The organism is Pseudomonas sp. ADAK21 (assembly GCF_012935735.1).
In the GTDB taxonomy this organism is placed as follows: Bacteria; Pseudomonadota; Gammaproteobacteria; order Pseudomonadales; family Pseudomonadaceae; genus Aquipseudomonas; species Aquipseudomonas proteolytica.
Map to the genome: position 1 here is coordinate 1,616,684 of NZ_CP052857.1, position 20,828 is coordinate 1,637,511.

A 20,828-nucleotide genomic window follows, 5' to 3' on the forward strand; every position below is an offset into this window, starting at 1 on the left:
AGTTCCCTATAAACGCTGAAAGGTCAATACAAGCAAAAAGACACTATTTCGGCGCCAGCTCCCTGAGATGGCGTGCGACTGCGATCCATGCACCGATATAACCCAACAACACCGCGCCAAGCAAGAGCGATAGACCATCGGCAGCGGGTACGCCAGCCAAGGCAAAGTCACTGCCATACAAACCGGCCAGGCCGACTACCGCGTCGTTCAGCCAATCCAGGCCAAACGCCAATACACCCCAGGACAGAATCCCGGCACCGAAGCCATAAAGCGCGCCCATATACAGAAAAGGACGACGCACATAGCTGTCTGTGCCGCCGACCAGTTTAATCACTTCTATCTCGGTGCGACGGTTTTCAATATGAAGACGAATGGTATTGCCTATCACCAAAAGTAATGCAGAAACCAGCAACACCGTCAGGCCGAAGACAAACCGGTCGCCCAGCTTGAGAATCGCCGCCAGACGCTCGACCCAGACTAAATCAAGCTGCGCCTGTTGTACCTTGGGCAGTTCAGCCAATTTTTGTCTTAATGCTTCAAGGGCCGTCTTGTCGATTTCATTTGGCGTCACCAGCACCACGCCCGGCAGCGGGTTCTGCGGCAGCTCCTTGAGCGCCTCGCCCAGGCCCGATTGCTGCTGGAATTCTTCCAGGGCCTGGTCGCGGCTGATGTACTCGGCATCCGCCACGCCCGGCAGGTTCTTGATCTGCTCGCGCAAGGCCTCGCCTTCAGTGGCGCTGGCATCCAGTTGCAGGTACAGGGAAATCTGCGCCGCACGCTGCCAGGAGCCGCCAAGGCGCTCGACATTATTAAGCAGCAACGACAACCCCATCGGCAGGCTCAACGCCACAGCCATTACCAGGCAGGTAAAGAAGCTGCCAATCGGCTGTTTGCCCAAGCGGCGCAGGCTATCCACCAGGCTGGCGCGATGGCTTTCGATCCAGGCGTGCAGCAGGGTGCTGAAATCGGGACCGTCATCTTCGTCGCGTTTCTTTTTCTGCGGTTGCGGATCGGCCGCTTTCGGCGCGACGCGCTCGGAGACTTTAGGGCTGCGTGTGGCACTCATACGCCGGCCTCCCCGTCACCAATCAGGCGACCGCGCTGCAGGGTCAACATGCGATGGCGCATGCGCGCGATCAATGCCAGGTCGTGACTGGCAATCAGCACGCTGGTGCCCAGGCGGTTGATGTCTTCAAAAACCCCCATGATCTCTGCGGCCAGGCGCGGGTCGAGGTTACCGGTGGGTTCGTCCGCCAGCAGCAAGGCCGGGCGGTGGACAATGGCGCGGGCAATGCCGACGCGCTGTTGCTGGCCGGTGGACAGGTCGCCGGGGTACAAATCGGTCTTGTCCGATAGCGCCACGCGCTCCAGGGCCGAATCCACACGCTTGACGATTTCGGCCTTGGACAGGCCGAGAATCTGCAATGGCAAGGCGATGTTGTTGAACACCGTGCGGTCGAACAGCAACTGGTGGTTCTGGAACACCACGCCGATCTGCCGACGCAGGAACGGGATCTGTGCATTGCTGATGGTGGCCAGGTCCTGGCCCGCCAGCAGCAGTTTGCCGGTGGTGGGGCGCTCCATGGCCAGCAACAGGCGCAGCAAGGTACTTTTGCCGGCGCCGGAGTGACCGGTGACAAACAAGAACTCGCCACGGCGCACCCGGAAACTCAGCTCATGCAAGCCGACATGCCCGTTGGCGTAGCGCTTGCCCACCTGTTCAAAACGAATCATGAACGCTCCCGCTCGGCAAACAGTGCCTGGACAAAGGGTTCGGCCTCAAAGGTGCGCAGGTCATCAATACCTTCGCCGACACCGATATAACGAATCGGCAACCCGAATTGTTTAGCCAGGGCGAAAATAACCCCACCCTTGGCCGTGCCATCGAGCTTAGTCAATGCCAGGCCAGTGAGCTGTACCGTCTGGTTGAATTGCTTGGCCTGGCTGATCGCGTTCTGCCCAGTGCCGGCGTCCAGCACCAACAGCACCTCGTGCGGCGCGTCGGCGTCGAGCTTGCCCATCACCCGGCGGACTTTCTTCAACTCTTCCATCAGGTTGTCTTTGGTATGCAGGCGACCGGCGGTATCGGCGATCAGTACATCGATGTTCCGGGCCTTGGCGGCCTGCACGGCATCGAAGATCACCGAAGCGGAGTCGGCGCCGGTGTGCTGGGCGATGACCGGGATCTTGTTGCGTTCGCCCCACACCTGCAATTGCTCCACCGCAGCGGCGCGGAAGGTGTCACCGGCGGCGAGCATGACTTTCTTGCCTTCCAGTTGCAGCTTCTTCGCCAGCTTGCCGATGGTGGTGGTCTTGCCGGCGCCGTTGACGCCTACCACCAGGATCACGAAGGGTTTCTTCTCGGTGATCACCAGCGGCGCTTCCACCGGCTTGAGCATGGCGGCCAGTTCGGCCTGCAATGACTTGTAAAGCGCGTCGGCGTCAGTGAGCTGCTTGCGCGCCACCTTCTGGGTCAGGCTCTGGATGATCACGGCGGTGGCTTCGACGCCCACGTCAGCAGTCAGCAGGCGGGTCTCGATGTCTTCGAGCAACTCGTCATCGATGATTTTCTTGCCGAGGAACAGGCTCGCCATGCCTTCGCCGATGCTGGCGCTGGTTTTGCTCAGACCTTGCTTGAGGCGGGCGAAGAAGCCGGTCTTGCTGGCTTCGACAGGCGCCTCGGCAGGCGCAGGCACTGCGACAGCCTCGATGACTGCGGGAGCAGCATCGATCACCAGCGGAGCGGGCTCGACTACGAGCGGGGCCGGCTCAACGACGACGGGTAGCGGCTCGACAGGCTCGACAATGGCAGGAATCGGCGGCGCTGCATGTTCGGCCTGCACATCCTCCACCAACGCAACGGGCTCTTCAGCCACCGGCAATGACGGCCATGGCTTGTGCTCTGGCTCTGGCTCTGGCTCTGGCTCTGGCTCTGGCTCTGGCGCAGCCTCCACCACCGGTTGCAACACCGGTTCGGCCATAGGCAACACCACGAGGGCCTCGACGACAGGCTCGGCCACCGGCTCAATCGCAGGTTCCGCCTGCAGAACAGGCTCGGGCACAGGCTCAGGTTGGACTTGCGGCTGTTCGACGACGGTTTCCTGCGGCTTTTTGCGCAGCCATCCGAACAGGCCTTTTTTCTCGCCAGCCGCAGCTGGGCTCTTCTTGTCGTCGTTGGAACCAAACATGGAGGACGGCTATCTCACGGTAGCGACGCGCCTAGGTGGCGCCTCGGTAAATAATATTCGATGCGCAACAGACTGTTTTTTAGCCAGCTTGTTCATGCGCAGCATTTTGTGAGGCGTGAATACAGCCTCAACAAATCGATTCAATATAGGACTGAAGCGATAAAATCGGCGAAAAGCGGATTAAAACCGGGGAAACCCACCGATAACTCCATCTTTACGACGACTGGATCCGAAACGATATGACAGCCGCAGTGGCCGCCGCTAATACGGATCAGTATCCTAGCACCTCCTCGCCCGCCGACGCTAAGACCAAGCGGGCAGCCCAACAGGTTTAAAAACGAATGAATGCTCTAGCCCGCCGCGCCGCAGGCCTGCTGCTCAGCACAGTTTGTCTGCCCCTTTCAGCCTTGGCTGCCGACCCACAACCCACCCATGAATTCACCCTGGACAACGGCCTCAAGGTCGTCGTGCGCGAAGACCATCGCGCCCCGGTGGTGGTCTCGCAGGTCTGGTACAAGGTCGGCTCCAGCTATGAAACCCCTGGCCAGACCGGCTTGTCCCACGCCCTGGAACATATGATGTTCAAGGGCAGCTCCAAGACCGGACCCGGCGAAGCCTCGTTGATCCTGCGCGACCTGGGCGCCGAAGAAAACGCCTTCACCAGCGACGACTACACCGCCTACTACCAAGTGCTGGCCCGCGACCGCCTGGGCGTTGCCCTGGAACTGGAGGCCGACCGCATGGCCACCCTGCGCCTGCCGGCCGACGAATTCAGCCGCGAGATCGAAGTCATCAAGGAAGAGCGCCGCCTGCGCACCGATGACAACCCGCTGTCCAAGGCCTTTGAACGCTTCAAGGCGATGGCCTACCCGGCTAGCGGCTACCACACGCCGACCATCGGCTGGATGGCCGACCTGGACCGCATGAAGGTCGAGGAACTGCGCCACTGGTACCAATCCTGGTACGTGCCCAACAACGCCACCCTGGTCGTGGTGGGCGATGTGACTCCGGATGAGGTGAAAACCCTGGCCCAGCGTTACTTCGGCCCGATCCCCAAGCGCGACGTGCCACCGGCGAAAAAGCCCCTGGAACTGGCCGAGCCGGGCGAGCGCCAACTGACCCTGCATGTGCAGACCCAATTGCCGAGCGTCATCCTGGGCTTCAACGTCCCGGGCCTGGCCACCGCCGAAGACAAACGTTCGGTCAACGCCCTGCGCCTGATCTCGGCGCTGCTCGATGGCGGCTACAGCGCGCGCATCCCGAGCCAGCTGGAACGCGGTGAAGAACTGGTGTCCGCGGCCTCGACCAACTACGACGCCTACACCCGTGGCGACAGCCTGTTCACCTTGAGCGCCACGCCCAACCAGCAGAAGAAGAAAACCGTGGCCCAGGCCGAAGCCGGGCTCTGGCGCCTGCTGGACGAACTCAAGGCCAAGCCACCGACCGCCGAGGAGCTGGAACGCATCCGCGCCCAGGTCATTGCCGGCGTGGTCTACGAGCGCGACTCCATCACCAGCCAGGCCACAGCCATTGGCTCCCTGGAAACGGTCGGCCTGTCGTGGAAGCTGATGGACACCGAGCTTGCCGAGCTGCAAAGCGTGACACCCGAGGACATCCAGAAGGCCGCGCGCACGTATTTCACCCGCGAACGCCTGAGTATCGCCCATGTCCTGCCCGAGGAGACCACTCATGAGTGATCGCAAAAACAACCGCCTGGTGCTGCCCGGCCTGATCGTCGTGACCCTGGTGGCGGCGGTCGCGGTGTATATCGGCCGCCCGGACGACTCCATGGCCAGCCCGGCGCTGGAGCAGGCCAAGTCCAGCAAGACCCTGCAATCCCTGGCAGAGCTGGATGGCAAGAACCCGACCAACCGCAAGCTCAACGTGCAGACCTGGAATACCGCCGAAGGCGCCAAGGTGCTGTTCGTCGAGGCCCACGAACTGCCGATGTTCGACATGCGCATCCTGTTCGCCGCCGGCAGCAGCCAGGACGGCAACACGCCGGGCCTGGCCCTGCTGACCAACGCCATGCTCAACGAAGGCGTGCCGGGCAAGGATGTGGGGCAGATTGCCGCCGGTTTTGAAGGCCTGGGCGCCGATTTCAGCAACGGTGCCTACCGTGACATGGCGCTGGTCTCGCTGCGCAGCCTCAGTGCCGCCGACAAACGCGACGCCGCCCTTACGCTGTTTGACCAGGTGATCGGCCAGCCGACCTTCCCCGCCGACTCCCTGGCGCGGATCAAGAACCAACTGCTGGCCGGCTTCGAGTACCAGAAACAGAACCCGGGCAAGCTGGCGAGTATCGAGCTGTTCAAGCGCCTATATGGCGAGCATCCCTATGCGCACCCGAGCGAAGGCACCCCTGCGAGCGTTCCGGCCATTACCCAGGCACAGCTGAAGGCATTCCATGCCAAGGCCTACGCCGCCGGCAACGCGGTGATCGCGATGGTCGGCGACCTGTCCCGCGCAGACGCCGAGGCCATGGCGGCCAAAGTCTCCGCATCCCTGCCCAAGGGCCCGGCGCTGGCGAAGATCGCCGAGCCAACCGAACCCAAGGCTGGCCTGGGGCATATCGAGTTTCCATCCAAGCAGACGCATCTGCTGTTCGCACAACTGGGCATCAACCGCGCCGACCCGGACTACGCCGCCCTGTCCCTGGGCAACCAGATCCTGGGGGGTGGTGGTTTTGGCACCCGCCTGATGAGCGAAGTGCGTGAGAAGCGCGGCCTGACTTATGGCGTGTACTCGGGCTTCTCGCCGATGCAGGTGCGTGGCCCCTTCATGATCAACTTGCAGACCCGCGCCGAAATGAGCGGCGGCACCTTGCGCCTGGTGGAGCAAGTGCTGGCCGACTACCTCAAGACCGGGCCGACGCAAAAAGAACTGGATGACGCCAAGCGCGAACTGGCCGGCAGCTTCCCGCTGTCCACCGCGAGCAACGCCGATATCGTCGGGCAACTGGGCGCCATGGGGTTCTACAACCTGCCGCTCAATTACCTGGAAGACTTCATGCAGCAATCCCAGGCCCTGACCGTCGATCAGGTCAAGGCCGCCATGAACAAACACTTGAGCAGCGATAAAATGGTGATCGTGACCGCTGGTCCCACCACCGCGCAAAAGCCACTACCGCCCCCCACTGATAAACCTGCCGAGCAGCCGCTCGGGGTTCCGGAGCATTAATGGCCAGTCCATCGCGTCCTAAAAAACCTGTCCATAACGTTCATAACGGTGTTGGCCAACTGCGCATCATTGGCGGCCAATGGCGCAGCCGCAAGCTGAGTTTCCCCGATGTGGTGGGCCTGCGCCCCACCCCGGATCGGGTCCGCGAGACCTTGTTCAATTGGCTCGCGCCGTACATCGAGGGGGCCAAGGTACTTGACCCGTTTGCTGGCAGTGGCGCGCTGTTCCTCGAGTCCCTGTCCCGTGGCGCCGCCCTGGGCCAGGCCCTGGACGCGAGCAACGTGGCGGTTTCCAGCCTGCGCGAGCACCTGGGCACACTGCGTTGCACCACGGGCCATGTACAGACCGCCGATGCCCTGCGCTACCTGGAAACCCAGCCGGCCAGTGCATTCGATGTAGTGTTCCTCGACCCGCCGTTCAACCAGAACCTGTTGCCAACCGTCTGCGCGCTGCTGGAAGAGCGCCAATGGCTGGCCGATGACGCCTGGGTCTACACCGAAAGCGAGACCGCGCCGTCGACCCTGGGCCTGCCCGGCAACTGGCGCCTGCACCGTGAGCAAAAGTCCGGGCGGGTGTATTACGCACTGTGGCAACGTACGCTGCAGACCGCTTAATAGGACCACTGCTTTTTTCAGGTGTACCGAGATAGCAGGTTTTTGGGGCTGCTGCGCAGCCCAACGGGGGACAAGCCCCCTCGCCACAACCCACTGGCCACACCCCCTTAAGAGTAGTGTCGAGACCCCTCATCGTGCCGAAACCTTCAGACCGCTTCACTCCCGCTTTCGGCCTCGGTAACCCCCACCTGCAAACGTTGTGGGGCCCACTCTGGCGCCCCACCACCCACCTCGATCGCCAGCGCGAGCGCCTGTGGTTGGAGGATGGTGACTTCCTCGACCTCGACTGGCATGGCCCCCATGACCCGCACGCACCACTGGTGCTGGTACTGCATGGCCTGACAGGCTCGTCCAACTCGCCCTACGTCGCCGGCCTGCAAAAAGCCTTGGCCAGCCAAGGCTGGGCCAGCGTCGCCCTGAACTGGCGCGGTTGTTCCGGCGAACCCAACCTGCTAGCCCGCAGTTACCATTCAGGCGCCAGTGAAGACCTGGCGGCCGCCATTGCGCACCTGCGGGCCAAGCGACCGTTGGCGCCACTGTATGCCGTGGGTTACTCCCTGGGTGGCAATGTGTTGCTCAAGCACCTGGGCGAAACCGGTGACAACTCCGGCCTGCAGGGAGCTGCGGCGGTATCGGTGCCGTTTCGCCTGGACCAGTGCGCCGACCGCATAGGCCTGGGGTTTTCACGGGTCTATCAAAAGCATTTCATGCGCGAGATGCTCGGCTATATCCGGGTCAAGCAGCGCCAGTTCCTGGCGGACGGACGCGAAGAAGCATTGAAGACCCTGGCGCAGCTCGGCTCGCTGGAGAAAATGCGCACGTTCTGGGATTTTGACGGCCGCGTCACCGCACCGCTGCATGGCTACTTGAGTGCCGAGGACTATTACCGACGGGCGTCGAGTCGTTACTTCCTCGGGGCAATCCGCACGCCGACGCTGATCATCCACGCGGCAGATGATCCTTTTGTGTTTGCCCACAGCTTGCCCCAGGCCAGCGAACTGTCGGACTGCACCGAGTTTGAACTGCAGGCCAAGGGCGGGCATGTGGGGTTTGTCGACGGCTCGCTGAAGACGCCTGGGTACTACCTGGAGCGGCGGATCCCGCAATGGTTACGGGTAAAACACGGTTAATCATGTGGGAGCGAGCTTGCTCGCGAATGCGGCGTTTCAGCTAATAAATTCGGTGGCTGGCACACCGCATTCGCGGGCAAGCCCGCTCCTACATTTGATCGGGGATTACCCACTTAATCGCCAGTAGCAATTTCGCGCTGCGGATCATTGATCCACTCACTCCACGACCCCGCATACAACTTGCCCAACGGATACCCCGCCAGGCTCAGGGCAAACAGGTTGTGGCACGCCGTCACGCCCGAGCCGCAATACGCCACCAATTCATCCGGCGAACGACCTTGCAGTTTGTCGGCAAACCGCTGCTTGAGCTGCTCCACCGGCAAGAAACGCCCATCACTGCCCAGGTTCTCGTTGAACGCTGCACATTGCGCCCCGGGAATGTGTCCGGCAATCGGATCAATCGGCTCCACCTCGCCGCGAAAGCGCGGCAAGGCGCGGGCGTCGATCAGGGTCAGGCCCGGCTGGCCCAGGCGTTTTTGCAGGTGTTCGGCATCCAGCAGCAAATGGTTGTCCGGGCTGCCGGTGAAGGTGCCAGGCTCGGTGCTCGGCGCATCCAGGCTCAAGGGGAAACCCGCGGCATGCCAGGCTTTCAGCCCACCATCGAGGATCGACACGCCGTCGCGCTTGCCCAGCCACGCCAGCAGCCACCAGGCACGGGCGGCATACGCGCCAGGGCCGTCGTCATACAGCACAATCTCGCTGTCAGCATTGATGCCCCAGGCCTGCAACTGCTGGACCAGCGCCTGGGGCGCCGGTAGCGGATGGCGACCCGTCACGCCCTTGGTCACCGGCCCGCTGAGGTGGCGCTCCAGGTCCGCATACTGCGCGCCCTCGATATGCCCCTCGGCATAGCTGCAACGCCCGTAGTCCGGGTCTTCCAGGGCAAAGCGGCAATCGAGGATGACGAGGCCTGCGTGCTTCTGGCGTTCGGCCAGTTGTTGCGGGCTGATCAGTTGCGCAAGCGGCATAACGGACTCCTGGAAATATGTTCGGGAAAGGGCCTACTTCACTTCTTCCAGTGCCTGACTCAACGGCACATAAAACTCCTTGAACAACGCGTCCACGGCCTCTTTGGCCTGGGGCGTGATAAACCCTGCCTCCAGCACCAGCACCTGGTACACCCCGCGCTTGATTGCCTCGGCACTCAGGTGTGCGGAGTTCTCGTTGGTGGTGCACAAAAAACGCACCCAGGAGGTGAGGATAATCCAGGCGTTGAGGGTCAAGGCTTCGGTCTGCACCGGGTCCATGTTCAGGATCCCTGCCTCGACAAACCCCCGGTAAATCGCGCCCCCCTGGATCAGGCAACGCTGGGAGAAACGCCGGTAGCCGGTGGCCAGTTCCGGGTCGCTTTCCAGCAGATGCTCAAGATCGCGGTGCAGAAAACGATAGCGCCACATGCCCGCCAGCACCGCCTGCAGGTAGAAGCGCTTGTCCTCGACCACCATGGCGCGCCCCTGGGGCGGGCGCAGGAAACTGTCTACCAATGCTTCGTACTCACGAAACAGCACCGCGATAATCGCCTGCTTGTTCGGGAAGTGGTAGTACAGGTTGCCCGGGGATATTTCCATATGGGCGGCAATATGGTTGGTGCTGATGCTGCGCTCGCCCTGCTGGTTGAACAGCTCCAGGCTGGTTTGCACAATGCGTTCGCTGGTCTTTACTCGTGGTGCCATAGGGGATCGGCTTCTTGAATCCTGATACAAACATCTTACGGTCTATCCTTGCCAGGATAAAACTGCATGTTGCAGCGAAGGCATTTGACAAAATAGAGTAATGACTCTAAAAACGCAGGTATTCCAATAACAATCGGGAACTGCGTCATGTCTGCCAACGTTGCTTACCTGCAAGATTCCCAGGCGCTGGACCAACTCCAGGACCTGTTCGCTGCCCAGCGCCGCGCCTACGCAGCCAACCCGATGCCACCAGCGGCGCAGCGCCAGCAGTGGCTCAAGGCCTTGCGCGACCTGCTCAGCGATGAGCGCCAGGCGCTGATCGAGGCCATCAGCAACGATTTCAGCCATCGCAGTGCCGACGAAACCCTGTTCGCCGAGCTGATGCCCAGCCTGCATGGCATCCACTACGCCAGCAAACACCTCAAGGGCTGGATGAAACCGTCGCGCCGCGCTGTAGGTATCGCCTTCCAACCGGCATCTGCCAAAGTGATCTATCAACCCCTGGGGGTCATCGGGGTGATCGTGCCCTGGAACTACCCGCTGTACCTGGCCATCGGCCCGCTGGTCGGTGCGTTGGCGGCAGGTAACCGGGTGATGCTCAAGCTCAGCGAATCCACCCCGGCCACTGGCCAGTTGCTCAAGAACCTGCTGGCGCAAATCTTCCCCGAAGACCTGGTGTGCGTGGTGCTCGGCGAAGCCGAAGTGGGCATGGCGTTTTCCAAACTGCCTTTTGATCACCTGCTGTTCACCGGCGCCACCAGCATCGGCAAGCACGTCATGCGCGCCGCCGCCGAGCACCTGACCCCGGTCACCCTGGAACTGGGCGGTAAATCCCCGGCGATTGTCTCGGCCGATGTGCCGCTCAAGGATGCCGCCGAACGGATCGCCTTCGGCAAGGCGCTGAATGCCGGGCAAACCTGTGTGGCGCCGGACTATGTGCTGGTCCCCGAGGACCGGGTGGATGGCTTCGTCGCGGCCTACACCCAGGCGGTACGCGGGTTTTATCCGACCCTGGCTGATAACCCGGACTACACCGCCATCATCAACGAGCGACAACTCGCCCGGCTCAATGCCTACGTCAAGGACGCCACCGACAAGGGCGCGACCCTGGTTCCGCTCTATGACCAGGGCCAGGCCCGGCGCATGGCCCATAGCCTGCTGCTGAACGTCAGCGATGAAATGACCGTGATGCAGGACGAGATTTTCGGCCCGGTGCTGCCCATCGTGCCCTATCGCGGGATCGACCAAGCCTTCGCCTACATCAACCAGCGCCCTCGCCCCCTGGCGCTGTATTACTTCGGCTACAACAAGGCCGAACAGAATCGCGTACTCCACGAAACCCATTCCGGCGGCGTGTGCCTGAACGACACCCTGCTGCATGTGGCCCAGGACGATATGCCTTTTGGCGGCATCGGCCCCTCGGGCATGGGCCACTACCATGGCCATGAAGGCTTCCTCACCTTCAGCAAGGCCAAGGGCGTGCTGATCAAACAACGCCTGAATGCGGCCAAGCTGATTTACCCACCGTATGGCAAAGCCATCCAGAAACTGATCCAGAAGCTGTTCGTGCGCTAAAACCGTTATCACTGGGACAACAATAAAAATGAACCCTAGCCTGACTGAATCACCCGCGCTGTCGCGGCGCGGCGTCTTGAAAATCGGCCTGTGCGCCAGCGCCTTCCTGGCGACTGCAGGCCTTGGTGCCAGCCTCAGCGGCTGCTCCAGCAGCACTCCCGCCAGCGGCTTTGCCATGCTGCGCCACAGCGACCTGCCGTTTTTGCGCGCAGTGATCCCAGTGTTGCTAGAGGGCGCGGCCAGCGCCGAGGTCGTGGCGGCGGGTATCGAAGACACCCTGAAAAAACTCGATTACAGCCTGCAGCACCTGTCGCCGGAGATGTTCAAGCTGACCCAGCAGTTGTTCGACGTACTGGGCATGGCCGTCACCCGTGGCCCGCTGACCGGCATCTGGGGCAGTTGGGAAAACGCCAGCAGCGAGCAGATCCGCAACTTCCTGCATCGCTGGGAGAACAGCTTCCTCAACCTGCTGCGCATGGGCCAGGGCTCGCTGCTCAAGCTGGTGATCATGGCCTGGTACTTCCGGCCCGAGTCCTGGGCCCATTGCGGGTACCCCGGCCCACCGCAAATCTGACCGTGATAGCTCCTACACGTCATGACCGCTGATAAAAACAAGAGAATAAGCTGATGCCCGTACCTGATGTGTTCCGCGATGGCATGGCCCGCGGCTGGAAAACCCATAATGGCGCTGCCCTCGACCAGGACCTGACGCTGGAAGCCGATGTCGCGATCATCGGCAGCGGCGCAGGGGGTGGCACCACTGCAGAGATTCTCAGCGCCGCTGGCTACAAGGTGCTGCTGATCGAAGAAGGCCCGCTCAAGACCAGCAGCGATTTCAAGCTACTGGAAGACGAGGCCTACGCCAGCCTGTATCAGGAAGGCATCGGCCGCATGAGCAAGGACGGCGCCATCACCATCCTGCAGGGCCGCGCCGTGGGCGGCACCACGTTGATCAACTGGACTTCGAGTTTTCGTACACCGGACCCAACCCTGTCCCACTGGGCCAGTGAATACGCGGTCAAAGGCCATAGCAGCGCCGAGATGGCGCCATGGTTTGAAAAGATGGAGCAACGCCTGGGCATCGCCCCCTGGGCCCTGCCGCCCAACGCCAACAATGACGTGATCCGCAAAGGCTGCGAAAAGCTCGGTTACAGCTGGCACGTGATCCCACGCAACGTGCGTGGCTGCTTCAACCTGGGTTATTGCGGCATGGGCTGCCCGGTCAACGCCAAGCAATCGATGCTGGTGACCACCATTCCTTCGACCCTGGAGCAAGGCGGCGAGCTGCTGTACCTGGCCCGCGCCGAGCGCCTGAAGTTCAGCGGCGACACCATCACCAGCCTCGAATGCGTGGCCATGGACGCGCGCTGCGTAGCGCCCACCGGCCGTAAGATCACGGTCAAAGCCAAGCATTACGTACTGGCCGGCGGCGGCATCAACAGCCCGGCGCTGCTGATGCGCTCGGACGCACCCGACCCACACTCGCGCCTGGGCAAGCGCACCTTCCTGCACCTGGTGAATTTTTCCGCGGGGTTGTTCGACGAGGTGATCAACCCGTTCTACGGCGCGCCGCAGTCGATTTACTCTGATCACTTTCAATGGCAGGACGGCACCACGGGCAAAATGTCCTACAAGCTCGAAGCACCGCCCTTACACCCGGCCCTGGCCAGCACGTTGTTCGGCGGTTACGGCACGCAGAACGCCCTGGACATGAGCCAGTTGCCCAAGACCCATGCGATGCTGGCGCTGCTGCGGGATGGCTTCCACCCCGACAGTCAGGGCGGCAGCGTCGGCCTGCGCGGCGATGGCACGCCGGTACTCGACTATGAGGTCTCGCCCTACGCCTGGGACGGCCTGCGCCGGGCCTTCCATAGCATGGCCGAGATCCAGTTTGCCGCCGGCGCCAAGTCGGTCAAGCCGCTGCACCATGACGCGCGCTACGTCAGCACACTGGCCGAGGCACGCAGCCTGATCGACGGCCTGAACCTGGAACTGCATCGCACCTGCCTGGGCAGCGCCCATGTGATGGGCGGTTGTGCCATGGGTGAAGAGCCAAAAAATGCGGTAGCCGATAGCCTTGGAAGGCATCACCAGTTGCGTAACCTGTCGATCCACGATGGTTCATTGTTCCCCACCAGTATCGGCGCCAACCCACAATTGTCGGTGTATGGCCTGACCGCACAACTGGCGACAGCACTGGCCGAGCGTCTGAAAACAGCATGAAAAACCGATTATGCGCCCGTGTAGGAGCGAGCTTGCTCGCGAAGAACGTCAACGATAACGCAGCGCTATCAGATTGCCCGCGGTGCCTATGGGTTCTTCGCGAGCAAGCTCGCTCCTACAGGGGGTTCATAGGGGTATTCGCGGTGTCTATAGTGCTTTCTTCTGAATAAGTTGACTTGGCCGACCGGGATGGCTGCGATACCATCCGGTTCCCCAACGAACTCCGCCAGGACGACGCGATGAACCGAGTGTTGTACCCAGGTACCTTCGACCCGATTACCAAAGGCCATGGCGATCTGGTCGAACGCGCCTCGCGCTTGTTCGACCATGTGATCATCGCGGTCGCTGCCAGCCCCAAGAAAAACCCACTGTTTCCTCTGGAACAGCGTGTGGAGCTGGCCCGCGAGGTCACCAAGCACCTGCCGAACGTTGAAGTAGTGGGCTTTTCGACACTGCTGGCGCACTTCGCCAAGGAACAGAACGCCAATGTATTCCTGCGCGGCCTGCGCGCGGTGTCGGATTTCGAATATGAATTCCAGCTGGCCAACATGAACCGCCAACTGGCGCCGGACGTAGAGAGCCTGTTTCTCACGCCGTCGGAGCGTTATTCGTTTATTTCCTCGACGTTGGTCCGAGAGATTGCGGCCTTGGGCGGTGATATCACCAAGTTCGTACACCCTGCGGTGGCGGATGCACTGACTCTGCGCTTCAAGAAGTAAGACCGCTCAACCGGCGCCCGCTCGCACTGCGGGCGCCAATGCGGCACAATTGCGCGCATTAGTTTTCCAGATGCCTTGGCAGAGTGCCCTGGCAGGAGTTTCCATGTCCCTGATCATCACCGACGATTGCATCAACTGCGACGTCTGCGAACCCGAGTGCCCGAACGCTGCCATTTCCCAGGGTGAAGAGATCTACGTGATCGACCCCAACCTGTGCACCCAGTGTGTCGGCCACTACGACGAACCCCAGTGCCAGCAAGTGTGCCCGGTCGATTGCATTCCGCTGGATGAAGCCCGGCCGGAAACGGAAGAGCAGTTGATGGAGAAGTACCGGTTGATTACCGGTAAGGCCTGAAACCTTGTGGCGGCTGGGCGGGCCTCATCGCAGGCAAGCCAGCTCCCACATTTGAAGGTGCCCACAAGTCAAAATGTGGGAGCGGGCCCCGCGATGAGGCAAGCCGCAGCGCCTGCTGTCTTCAGCTCTGGCACTTAGGGCAAAACACACTCGCCCGCTGCCCCAGCATCACATTGCGCAACTCACTGCCGCACACCTTGCACGCCTCGCCCCCACGCCCGTAGACAAACAGCTCCTGCTGGAAATACCCCGGCTGCCCGTCGCCGCCAATAAAGTCACGCAAGGTCGTACCGCCACGCTCGATGGCGGCCGCGAGGATGCGTTTGATCTCGATCGCCAGCTTCAGGTAACGCCCACGGGAAATGCCCTTGGCTTCCCGGCGCGGATCAATCCCGGCGGCAAACAGCGCCTCGGTCGCGTAGATATTGCCCACGCCCACCACCACCGCGTTGTCCATGATGAACGGCTTGACCGCCATGGAGCGCCCGCGGGACAGCTGGAACAGGCGCTCGCCATCAAACAGATCGGTCAACGGCTCCGGCCCCAGGCGCAGCAGCAGTTCGTGGTTATGCGGGTCCTGGCTCCAGAGCATCGCGCCAAAACGCCGGGGGTCGGTGTAGCGCAGGGCCAGGCCCGACTCCAGCTCGATATCCACATGCTCATGCTTGGCCGCCGGCAGACCGACTTCCACCAGGCGCAGATTGCCCGACATGCCCAAGTGGCTGATCAAGGTGCCGACTTCGGCGTTGATCAGCAGGTACTTGGCCCGCCGCTCCACCAGCACGATACGCTGCCCGGACAGGCGAACATCCAGGTCTTCGGGGATCGGCCAGCGCAGGCGCCGCTCACGCACCACCACGCGGCTGACCCGCTGGCCTTCCAGGTGCGGCGCAATCCCGCGCCGGGTGGTTTCGACTTCTGGCAGCTCAGGCATATTTGTCTCGCGATAGAAAGGTTAGTGCGCGCCCAGTTCGCGGATCGACAACTTCATGCTTTCGAAGTCGTAGTCCGACAGGCCCACGTAATCCAGGACCAGATGGCCGATGCTCTCCCACTCATGGTCCACCGTCTGGTTGCCCAGCACCCGATAGGACGCGCAGATATGCTCGGCCATTTTCAGGATCGCCAGCAGGTTTTTCAGCGGGCTGTTGCGCGCCGACTCATCGCTGAAAATCGCCAGGGCGTTGTGGTGGTTGGCGATGGCGTTGGTCACATGTTCCGGCAGGCGCCAGGACTTGGCGGTGTAATAACCCACCACCGCATGGTTGGTATGGAACGCGCGGTTCTCGGTGTCGACCACCCGGCAATCAGGCCCGGCCTTGGCGTAGGAATCTTCCAGCACGCTCATGTAGTCCGGGAACCGCTTGAGCATCAGCGGCACGCCACAATCGTGGAACAGCCCCAGGGCGTAAGCTTCGTCCACCGCCTGGGAGCCGGTGCGCTTGGCCAGGGTCAGGCAGGTCATCGCCACATCCTGGGCCGTGTCCCAGAACCGGTTGAGGGTGACGATGGTGTCGTCGCTCATCTCGCCCTTGATCGACTGGGCGTTGATCAGGTTAACGATGGAGCGGCTGCCCAGCAGGTTGACCGCGCGCTGGATCGAGGCAATTTTGTTGCTCAGGCCGTAATACGGCGAGTTGACGATTTTCAGCAACGAGCCGGACAGGCCGGGGTCCTGGGAGATCAACCGCGCAATCACCTCCAGGTCCGGGTCGGGCATATATTGCTCCATCTGCAAATCCACCATGATCTGCGGTTGGGGCGGCACGCTGATGCCTTGCAGGGCCTGTTGGATCTGTTCGGCGGAAAGCTCTTGGGACATAGGTACATACTCTGGGCTAGGCGGCGATTCTAACCCCGATGGGAACCTGACCGACACCTCAAAAGCCGGATTGGAAACCGGAGCAAAATGTGGGAGCTGGCTTGCCTGCGATGGCATCGCTGCGGTGCGACAGACAGACCGAGTCGCCTGGATCGCAGGCAAGCCAGCTCCCACATGTCCGGCGGCGCGGCCAACAACGACACAACACGGTATACTCCCGCTCTTTTTTCCGGAGCGACGTCATGTCCCTGCCAAGCCTGCGTCTCAAAGCCAACGCCGATCGTCGTTTGCGCAACGGCCACCTGTGGGTCTACAGCAACGAAATCGATGTGGCCGCCACCCCACTCCACGGCTTCCAGGCAGGCGACCAGGCCATCCTCGAAGCCGCCGGCGGCAAGACCCTGGGCATCGTGGCCATGAGCCCGAACAACCTGATCTGCGCGCGCCTGCTGTCGCGTGACATCAAGTTGCCTTTGGACAAGTCGCTGCTGGTGCACCGCCTCAACGTCGCCCTGTCCCTGCGCGACCGCCTGTTCGACAAGCCGTTCTACCGCCTGGTCTACGGCGATTCCGACCTGCTGCCGGGCCTGGTAGTCGACCGTTTCGGCGACATCCTGGTGGTGCAGATCGCCTCGGCGACCATGGAAGCCCATAAAGAAGACGTGATCGCCGCACTGACCCAAGTGCTCAAGCCCAGCGGCATCCTGTTCAAGAACGACTCCGCCGCACGCGATGCCGAAGGCCTCAACCGCTACGTCGAAACCGTGTTCGGCCTGGTGCCGGAGTGGGTTGCGCTGGAAGAAAACGGCGTGAAATTCGAAGCCCCGGTGATCCAGGGCCAGAAGACCGGCTGGTTCTACGACCACCGCATGAACCGCGCACGCCTGGCCCCGTACGCCAAAGGCAAACGCGTCCTCGACCTGTACAGCTACATCGGCGGCTGGGGCGTGCAAGCTGCAACGTTCGGCGCCAGTGAAGTGTTCTGCGTCGACGCCTCGGCCTTCGCCCTCGATGGCGTCGAGCGCAACGCCGCGCTCAACGGCGTCGCGGAGAAGATGACCTGCATCGAAGGCGACGTCTTTGAAGCGTTGAAAGAACTGAAAGCCAGCGAAGAACGCTTCGACGTGATCGTCGCCGACCCACCGGCCTTCATCAAACGCAAAAAAGACATGAAAAACGGCGAAGGCGCCTACCGCCGCCTGAACGAGCAAGCCATGCGCCTGCTCAGCAAGGACGGCATCCTGGTCAGCGCCTCCTGCTCCATGCACCTGCCGGAAGACGACCTGCAAAACATCCTGCTGACCAGCGCCCGCCACCTGGACCGCAATATCCAGATGCTGGAACGCGGCGGCCAGGGCCCGGACCACCCGGTGCACCCGGCGATTGCCGAGACGCGGTATATCAAGAGCATTACGTGCCGGTTGTTGCCCAATAGCTAAGCCAAATCCCGGTTCCAACCTGAAACCGGCTCCACTGTAGGAGCGAGCTCGCTCGCGAGGAACGCCAACGATAACGCAGCGCTACCAGGTAACCTGCGTCGCCTATGGGTTTTTCGCGAGCAAGCTCGCTCCTACAGTGGGCCGTGGCATATTCAGAATTACTGTTTGAACACCCATAGACGCTGGCGCCACCTACCTTTTCTCTTCTAACCACAGAAGAGAACGAAGGAATGTCCACCCCGCAAAATGCGCATCGGCTGCGTGCAGGGCGCTATTCAGAGCCTGGAAGAATCTATCTGCTGACCGCCGTGACCCACCAGCGGCAGGCAATCTTCAAGGACTGGCGTATCGGCCGCCTACTTGTCAGCGAGTTCAGAAAGGCACAGGAAGACGGCGAGGCAACTTCGCTGGCCTGGGTAGTCATGCCTGACCATTTTCATTGGCTGGTCGAATTGCATAACGGCGATTTGCCTAGGCTGATGCAAACCACCAAATCGCGAAGTGCCCGCGCCATCAACCAGTCGAAACGCACCTTCGGGACGATTTGGCAAAAAGGTTACTTCGACCGAGCGCTGCGCAGGGAAGAGGACTTGAAGGTTATGGCCCGCTACATCATTGCCAATCCTTTGCGAGCCGGTCTGGTCGAACACATCGGCCAATACCCACTGTGGGATGCCATCTGGCTTTGAAACGTCTCCCTGTAGGAGCGAGCTCGCTCGCGAAGAACGCCAACGATAACGCAGCGCCCCCAGGCAACCTGCGTCGCCTATGGGTTTTTCGCGAGCAAGCTCGCTCCTACAGGAAGACGGTGTAGAATCGGCCGTATTCATCGCCAGTCATCCCCCGGCGGGTTTATGAGCTCAAGGCCAATGCGCACGGCGATCCCGTCACGTTTGCGGCAACTTCCGGACACCAGGGCCATTTTTCGGGTGTTCCAGACGTCAATAGAAGCTCACTCCCCTTTGATTCCTGATTAGCCGCCCGGAGTGCTCCATGCCAGATTACCGCTCGAAAACATCCACCCACGGCCGCAACATGGCCGGCGCGCGCGCTCTGTGGCGTGCCACGGGGATGAAAGATGACGACTTCAAGAAGCCGATCATCGCGATTGCCAACTCGTTCACCCAGTTCGTACCGGGCCATGTCCACCTCAAGGACCTGGGCCAACTGGTCGCCCGTGAGATCGAACGCGCTGGCGGCGTGGCCAAGGAATTCAACACCATTGCCGTGGACGACGGCATTGCCATGGGCCATGACGGCATGCTGTATTCCCTGCCGAGCCGCGAGATCATCGCTGACTCCGTGGAGTACATGGTCAACGCCCACTGCGCCGACGCCATCGTGTGTATCTCCAACTGCGACAAGATCACCCCCGGCATGCTGATGGCCTCCCTGCGCCTGAACATCCCGGTGATCTTCGTCTCCGGCGGCCCGATGGAAGCCGGCAAGACCAAGCTCGCCTCCCACGGCCTGGACCTGGTGGACGCCATGGTCATCGCCGCCGATTCCAGCGCTTCTGACGAGAAGGTCGCGGAATACGAGCGCAGCGCTTGCCCAACCTGCGGTTCGTGCTCCGGCATGTTCACCGCCAACTCGATGAACTGCCTGGTGGAAGCCCTGGGCCTGGCGTTGCCGGGCAACGGTTCGACGCTGGCGACCCACAGTGACCGCGAGCAGTTGTTCCTGCAGGCCGGCCGCACCATCGTCGAGCTGTGCAAGCGTTACTACACCGAGAACGATGAGTCGGTATTGCCGCGCAATATCGCCAACTTCAAGGCGTTCGAAAACGCCATGACCCTGGATATCGCCATGGGCGGTTCCACCAACACCATCCTGCACTTGCTGGCCGCCGCCCAGGAGGCCGAGATCGATTTCGACCTGCGCGACATCGACCGCCTGTCCCGCAACGTGCCGCAACTGTGCAAAGTCGCGCCGAACATCCAGAAGTACCACATGGAAGACGTGCACCGTGCCGGCGGGATCTTCTCGATCTTGGGTTCCCTGGCCCGTGGCGGCCTGCTGCACACCGACCTGCCGACCGTGCACAGCAAGTCCCTGGCCGAAGGCATCGCCAAGTGGGACATCACCCAGACTGACGATGAAGCCGTGCACACCTTCTTCAAGGCCGGCCCTGCCGGGATCCCGACCCAGACGGCATTCAGCCAGTCGACCCGTTGGGACACCCTGGACGACGACCGTGAAAACGGCTGTATCCGTAGCGTCGAGCACGCCTACTCGCAAGAAGGCGGCCTGGCCGTGCTGTACGGCAACATCGCCCTCGACGGCTGCGTGGTGAAAACCGCCGGCGTGGATGAGTCGATCCATGTGTTCGAAGGTCGCGCCAAGATCTACGAAAGCCAGGACAGCTCGGTGCGCGGCATCCTTGCCGACGAGGTGAAAGAAGGCGACATCGTGATCATCCGCTACGAAGGCCCGAAAGGCGGCCCGGGTATGCAGGAAATGCTCTACCCGACGTCGTACCTCAAGTCCAAGGGTTTGGGCAAAGCCTGCGCACTGCTGACCGATGGTCGCTTCTCTGGCGGTACGTCCGGCCTGTCCATCGGCCACGCTTCGCCAGAAGCCGCAGCCGGTGGCGCGATTGGCCTGGTACAGGATGGCGACAAGGTGCTGATCGACATTCCGAACCGCTCGATCAACCTGTTGATCAGCGATGAAGAACTGGCCGCACGCCGGGTTGAGCAGGACAAGAAAGGCTGGAAACCGGTGGAGAAGCGTCCGCGCAAAGTCACCACCGCGCTGAAAGCCTACGCCCTGCTGGCCACCAGTGCCGACAAGGGTGCGGTGCGTAACAAGGCCATGCTCGACGGCCTGTAAGCCCCGCCCATGAAAATGCCCCGCCAGGTGCGGGGCATTTTTTTGCCTGCCTGAATCGCCAAGCCACAGGAGATC

The 20,828-nt window shown here is 61.8% G+C and carries 19 protein-coding genes; 12 read left to right on the top strand and 7 right to left on the bottom strand.

What is annotated here, in order from left to right; translation table 11 throughout:
* Window positions 1-43: 43 nt before the first annotated feature.
* The 3 genes from ftsX to ftsY are packed head-to-tail and all read right to left on the bottom strand — an operon-like array spanning window position 44 to window position 3,188.
* The gene (gene ftsX / locus HKK57_RS07430; protein ID WP_029300742.1) at window positions 44-1,066 is read right to left on the bottom strand and encodes a permease-like cell division protein FtsX; all 1,023 of its coding nucleotides are present in this window, start codon (window positions 1,064-1,066) and stop codon (window positions 44-46) included.
* Window positions 1,063-1,734 (bottom strand): cell division ATP-binding protein FtsE, encoded by a 672-nt coding sequence (gene ftsE / locus HKK57_RS07435; protein ID WP_003213784.1) that lies wholly within the window; start codon window positions 1,732-1,734, stop codon window positions 1,063-1,065. Before ftsE ends, ftsX begins: the two co-directional genes overlap by 4 nt.
* Window positions 1,731-3,188 (bottom strand): signal recognition particle-docking protein FtsY, encoded by a 1,458-nt coding sequence (gene ftsY, locus HKK57_RS07440; RefSeq protein WP_169389986.1) that lies wholly within the window; start codon window positions 3,186-3,188, stop codon window positions 1,731-1,733. Before ftsY ends, ftsE begins: the two co-directional genes overlap by 4 nt.
* Window positions 3,189-3,529: 341 nt before the next feature.
* Between ftsY and HKK57_RS07445 the strand changes: the two genes are divergently transcribed.
* From HKK57_RS07445 to HKK57_RS07460, 4 genes are all read left to right on the top strand, one after another.
* Complete coding sequence (locus HKK57_RS07445) at window positions 3,530-4,885, top strand: M16 family metallopeptidase (RefSeq protein WP_029300738.1); 1,356 nt, start codon at window positions 3,530-3,532, stop codon at window positions 4,883-4,885.
* On the top strand, window positions 4,878-6,368 hold the full coding sequence (locus HKK57_RS07450; protein WP_169389987.1) for a M16 family metallopeptidase: 1,491 nt from the start codon (window positions 4,878-4,880) through the stop codon (window positions 6,366-6,368). The genes HKK57_RS07445 and HKK57_RS07450 overlap by 8 nt, the downstream gene beginning before the upstream one ends.
* On the top strand, window positions 6,368-6,982 hold the full coding sequence (gene rsmD, locus HKK57_RS07455; RefSeq protein ID WP_070993981.1) for a 16S rRNA (guanine(966)-N(2))-methyltransferase RsmD: 615 nt from the start codon (window positions 6,368-6,370) through the stop codon (window positions 6,980-6,982). The genes HKK57_RS07450 and rsmD overlap by 1 nt, the downstream gene beginning before the upstream one ends.
* A 131-nt stretch (window positions 6,983-7,113) precedes the next feature.
* Entirely contained in the window at window positions 7,114-8,112 is a 999-nt protein-coding gene (locus tag HKK57_RS07460) for a hydrolase (protein ID WP_071609989.1), read from the top strand.
* 113 nt (window positions 8,113-8,225) lie between these two features.
* Here the strand turns inward: HKK57_RS07460 and HKK57_RS07465 are convergent, their stop codons facing one another.
* Window positions 8,226-9,080, bottom strand: coding sequence for a sulfurtransferase (locus HKK57_RS07465; RefSeq protein WP_169389988.1), 855 nt, complete (start codon window positions 9,078-9,080; stop codon window positions 8,226-8,228).
* 33 nt (window positions 9,081-9,113) lie between these two features.
* Complete coding sequence (locus tag HKK57_RS07470) at window positions 9,114-9,785, bottom strand: TetR/AcrR family transcriptional regulator (protein WP_029300622.1); 672 nt, start codon at window positions 9,783-9,785, stop codon at window positions 9,114-9,116.
* A 147-nt stretch (window positions 9,786-9,932) separates the two neighbouring features.
* Here HKK57_RS07470 and HKK57_RS07475 point away from each other — a divergent pair, with 147 nt between their 5' ends.
* The 5 genes from HKK57_RS07475 (at window position 9,933) to HKK57_RS07495 (ending at window position 14,657) form a co-directional block, all read left to right on the top strand.
* Window positions 9,933-11,360, top strand: a complete 1,428-nt coding sequence (locus HKK57_RS07475) for a coniferyl aldehyde dehydrogenase (protein WP_029300620.1) — start codon at window positions 9,933-9,935, stop codon at window positions 11,358-11,360.
* 28 nt (window positions 11,361-11,388) lie between these two features.
* Entirely contained in the window at window positions 11,389-11,934 is a 546-nt protein-coding gene (locus HKK57_RS07480) for a twin-arginine translocation pathway signal protein (protein ID WP_154907069.1), read from the top strand.
* A 53-nt stretch (window positions 11,935-11,987) separates the two neighbouring features.
* Window positions 11,988-13,583 carry a GMC family oxidoreductase gene (locus tag HKK57_RS07485; RefSeq protein WP_154907070.1) on the top strand — a complete coding sequence of 532 codons (1,596 nt, stop codon included), beginning with the start codon at window positions 11,988-11,990 and terminating at the stop codon, window positions 13,581-13,583.
* A 239-nt stretch (window positions 13,584-13,822) separates the two neighbouring features.
* A complete protein-coding gene (gene coaD / locus HKK57_RS07490; protein WP_003176711.1) occupies window positions 13,823-14,302 on the top strand; it encodes a pantetheine-phosphate adenylyltransferase in 480 nt (159 codons plus the stop codon).
* Window positions 14,303-14,405: 103 nt separating this feature from the next.
* The gene (locus HKK57_RS07495; RefSeq protein WP_029300613.1) at window positions 14,406-14,657 is read left to right on the top strand and encodes a YfhL family 4Fe-4S dicluster ferredoxin; all 252 of its coding nucleotides are present in this window, start codon (window positions 14,406-14,408) and stop codon (window positions 14,655-14,657) included.
* A 121-nt stretch (window positions 14,658-14,778) separates the two neighbouring features.
* On the opposite strand, the gene mutM is transcribed toward HKK57_RS07495, so the two are convergent.
* Together mutM and HKK57_RS07505 are read right to left on the bottom strand one after the other, a co-directional pair.
* Window positions 14,779-15,591, bottom strand: a complete 813-nt coding sequence (gene mutM / locus HKK57_RS07500; protein ID WP_057440389.1) for a bifunctional DNA-formamidopyrimidine glycosylase/DNA-(apurinic or apyrimidinic site) lyase — start codon at window positions 15,589-15,591, stop codon at window positions 14,779-14,781.
* A gap of 21 nt (window positions 15,592-15,612) precedes the next feature.
* Window positions 15,613-16,425, bottom strand: a complete 813-nt coding sequence (locus HKK57_RS07505; RefSeq protein WP_169851357.1) for an HDOD domain-containing protein — start codon at window positions 16,423-16,425, stop codon at window positions 15,613-15,615.
* A gap of 296 nt (window positions 16,426-16,721) precedes the next feature.
* Between HKK57_RS07505 and HKK57_RS07510 the strand changes: the two genes are divergently transcribed.
* The 3 genes from HKK57_RS07510 (at window position 16,722) to ilvD (ending at window position 20,753) form a co-directional block, all read left to right on the top strand.
* Complete coding sequence (locus HKK57_RS07510) at window positions 16,722-17,918, top strand: class I SAM-dependent rRNA methyltransferase (protein WP_029300608.1); 1,197 nt, start codon at window positions 16,722-16,724, stop codon at window positions 17,916-17,918.
* A gap of 230 nt (window positions 17,919-18,148) precedes the next feature.
* Entirely contained in the window at window positions 18,149-18,607 is a 459-nt protein-coding gene (locus tag HKK57_RS07515; protein ID WP_029300606.1) for an REP-associated tyrosine transposase, read from the top strand.
* A gap of 304 nt (window positions 18,608-18,911) precedes the next feature.
* Window positions 18,912-20,753 (top strand): dihydroxy-acid dehydratase, encoded by a 1,842-nt coding sequence (gene ilvD / locus HKK57_RS07520; RefSeq protein ID WP_029300604.1) that lies wholly within the window; start codon window positions 18,912-18,914, stop codon window positions 20,751-20,753.
* Window positions 20,754-20,828: the final 75 nt, after the last annotated feature.

What these genes read in the sequence shown, in the direction of transcription:
- ftsE (WP_003213784.1), bottom strand. Translation starts at nt 1,734, where the DNA reads ATGATTCGTTTTGAACAGGTGGGCAAGCGCTACGCCAACGGGCATGTC.
- mutM (WP_057440389.1), bottom strand. Translation starts at nt 15,591, where the DNA reads ATGCCTGAGCTGCCAGAAGTCGAAACCACCCGGCGCGGGATTGCGCCG.
- ftsX (WP_029300742.1), bottom strand. Translation starts at nt 1,066, where the DNA reads ATGAGTGCCACACGCAGCCCTAAAGTCTCCGAGCGCGTCGCGCCGAAA.
- HKK57_RS07495 (WP_029300613.1), top strand. Translation starts at nt 14,406, where the DNA reads ATGTCCCTGATCATCACCGACGATTGCATCAACTGCGACGTCTGCGAA.
- HKK57_RS07475 (WP_029300620.1), top strand. Translation starts at nt 9,933, where the DNA reads ATGTCTGCCAACGTTGCTTACCTGCAAGATTCCCAGGCGCTGGACCAA.
- HKK57_RS07515 (WP_029300606.1), top strand. Translation starts at nt 18,149, where the DNA reads ATGTCCACCCCGCAAAATGCGCATCGGCTGCGTGCAGGGCGCTATTCA.
- coaD (WP_003176711.1), top strand. Translation starts at nt 13,823, where the DNA reads ATGAACCGAGTGTTGTACCCAGGTACCTTCGACCCGATTACCAAAGGC.
- HKK57_RS07470 (WP_029300622.1), bottom strand. Translation starts at nt 9,785, where the DNA reads ATGGCACCACGAGTAAAGACCAGCGAACGCATTGTGCAAACCAGCCTG.
- HKK57_RS07480 (WP_154907069.1), top strand. Translation starts at nt 11,389, where the DNA reads ATGAACCCTAGCCTGACTGAATCACCCGCGCTGTCGCGGCGCGGCGTC.
- rsmD (WP_070993981.1), top strand. Translation starts at nt 6,368, where the DNA reads ATGGCCAGTCCATCGCGTCCTAAAAAACCTGTCCATAACGTTCATAAC.
- ftsY (WP_169389986.1), bottom strand. Translation starts at nt 3,188, where the DNA reads ATGTTTGGTTCCAACGACGACAAGAAGAGCCCAGCTGCGGCTGGCGAG.
- HKK57_RS07510 (WP_029300608.1), top strand. Translation starts at nt 16,722, where the DNA reads ATGTCCCTGCCAAGCCTGCGTCTCAAAGCCAACGCCGATCGTCGTTTG.
- HKK57_RS07445 (WP_029300738.1), top strand. Translation starts at nt 3,530, where the DNA reads ATGAATGCTCTAGCCCGCCGCGCCGCAGGCCTGCTGCTCAGCACAGTT.
- ilvD (WP_029300604.1), top strand. Translation starts at nt 18,912, where the DNA reads ATGCCAGATTACCGCTCGAAAACATCCACCCACGGCCGCAACATGGCC.
- HKK57_RS07465 (WP_169389988.1), bottom strand. Translation starts at nt 9,080, where the DNA reads ATGCCGCTTGCGCAACTGATCAGCCCGCAACAACTGGCCGAACGCCAG.
- HKK57_RS07485 (WP_154907070.1), top strand. Translation starts at nt 11,988, where the DNA reads ATGCCCGTACCTGATGTGTTCCGCGATGGCATGGCCCGCGGCTGGAAA.
- HKK57_RS07450 (WP_169389987.1), top strand. Translation starts at nt 4,878, where the DNA reads ATGAGTGATCGCAAAAACAACCGCCTGGTGCTGCCCGGCCTGATCGTC.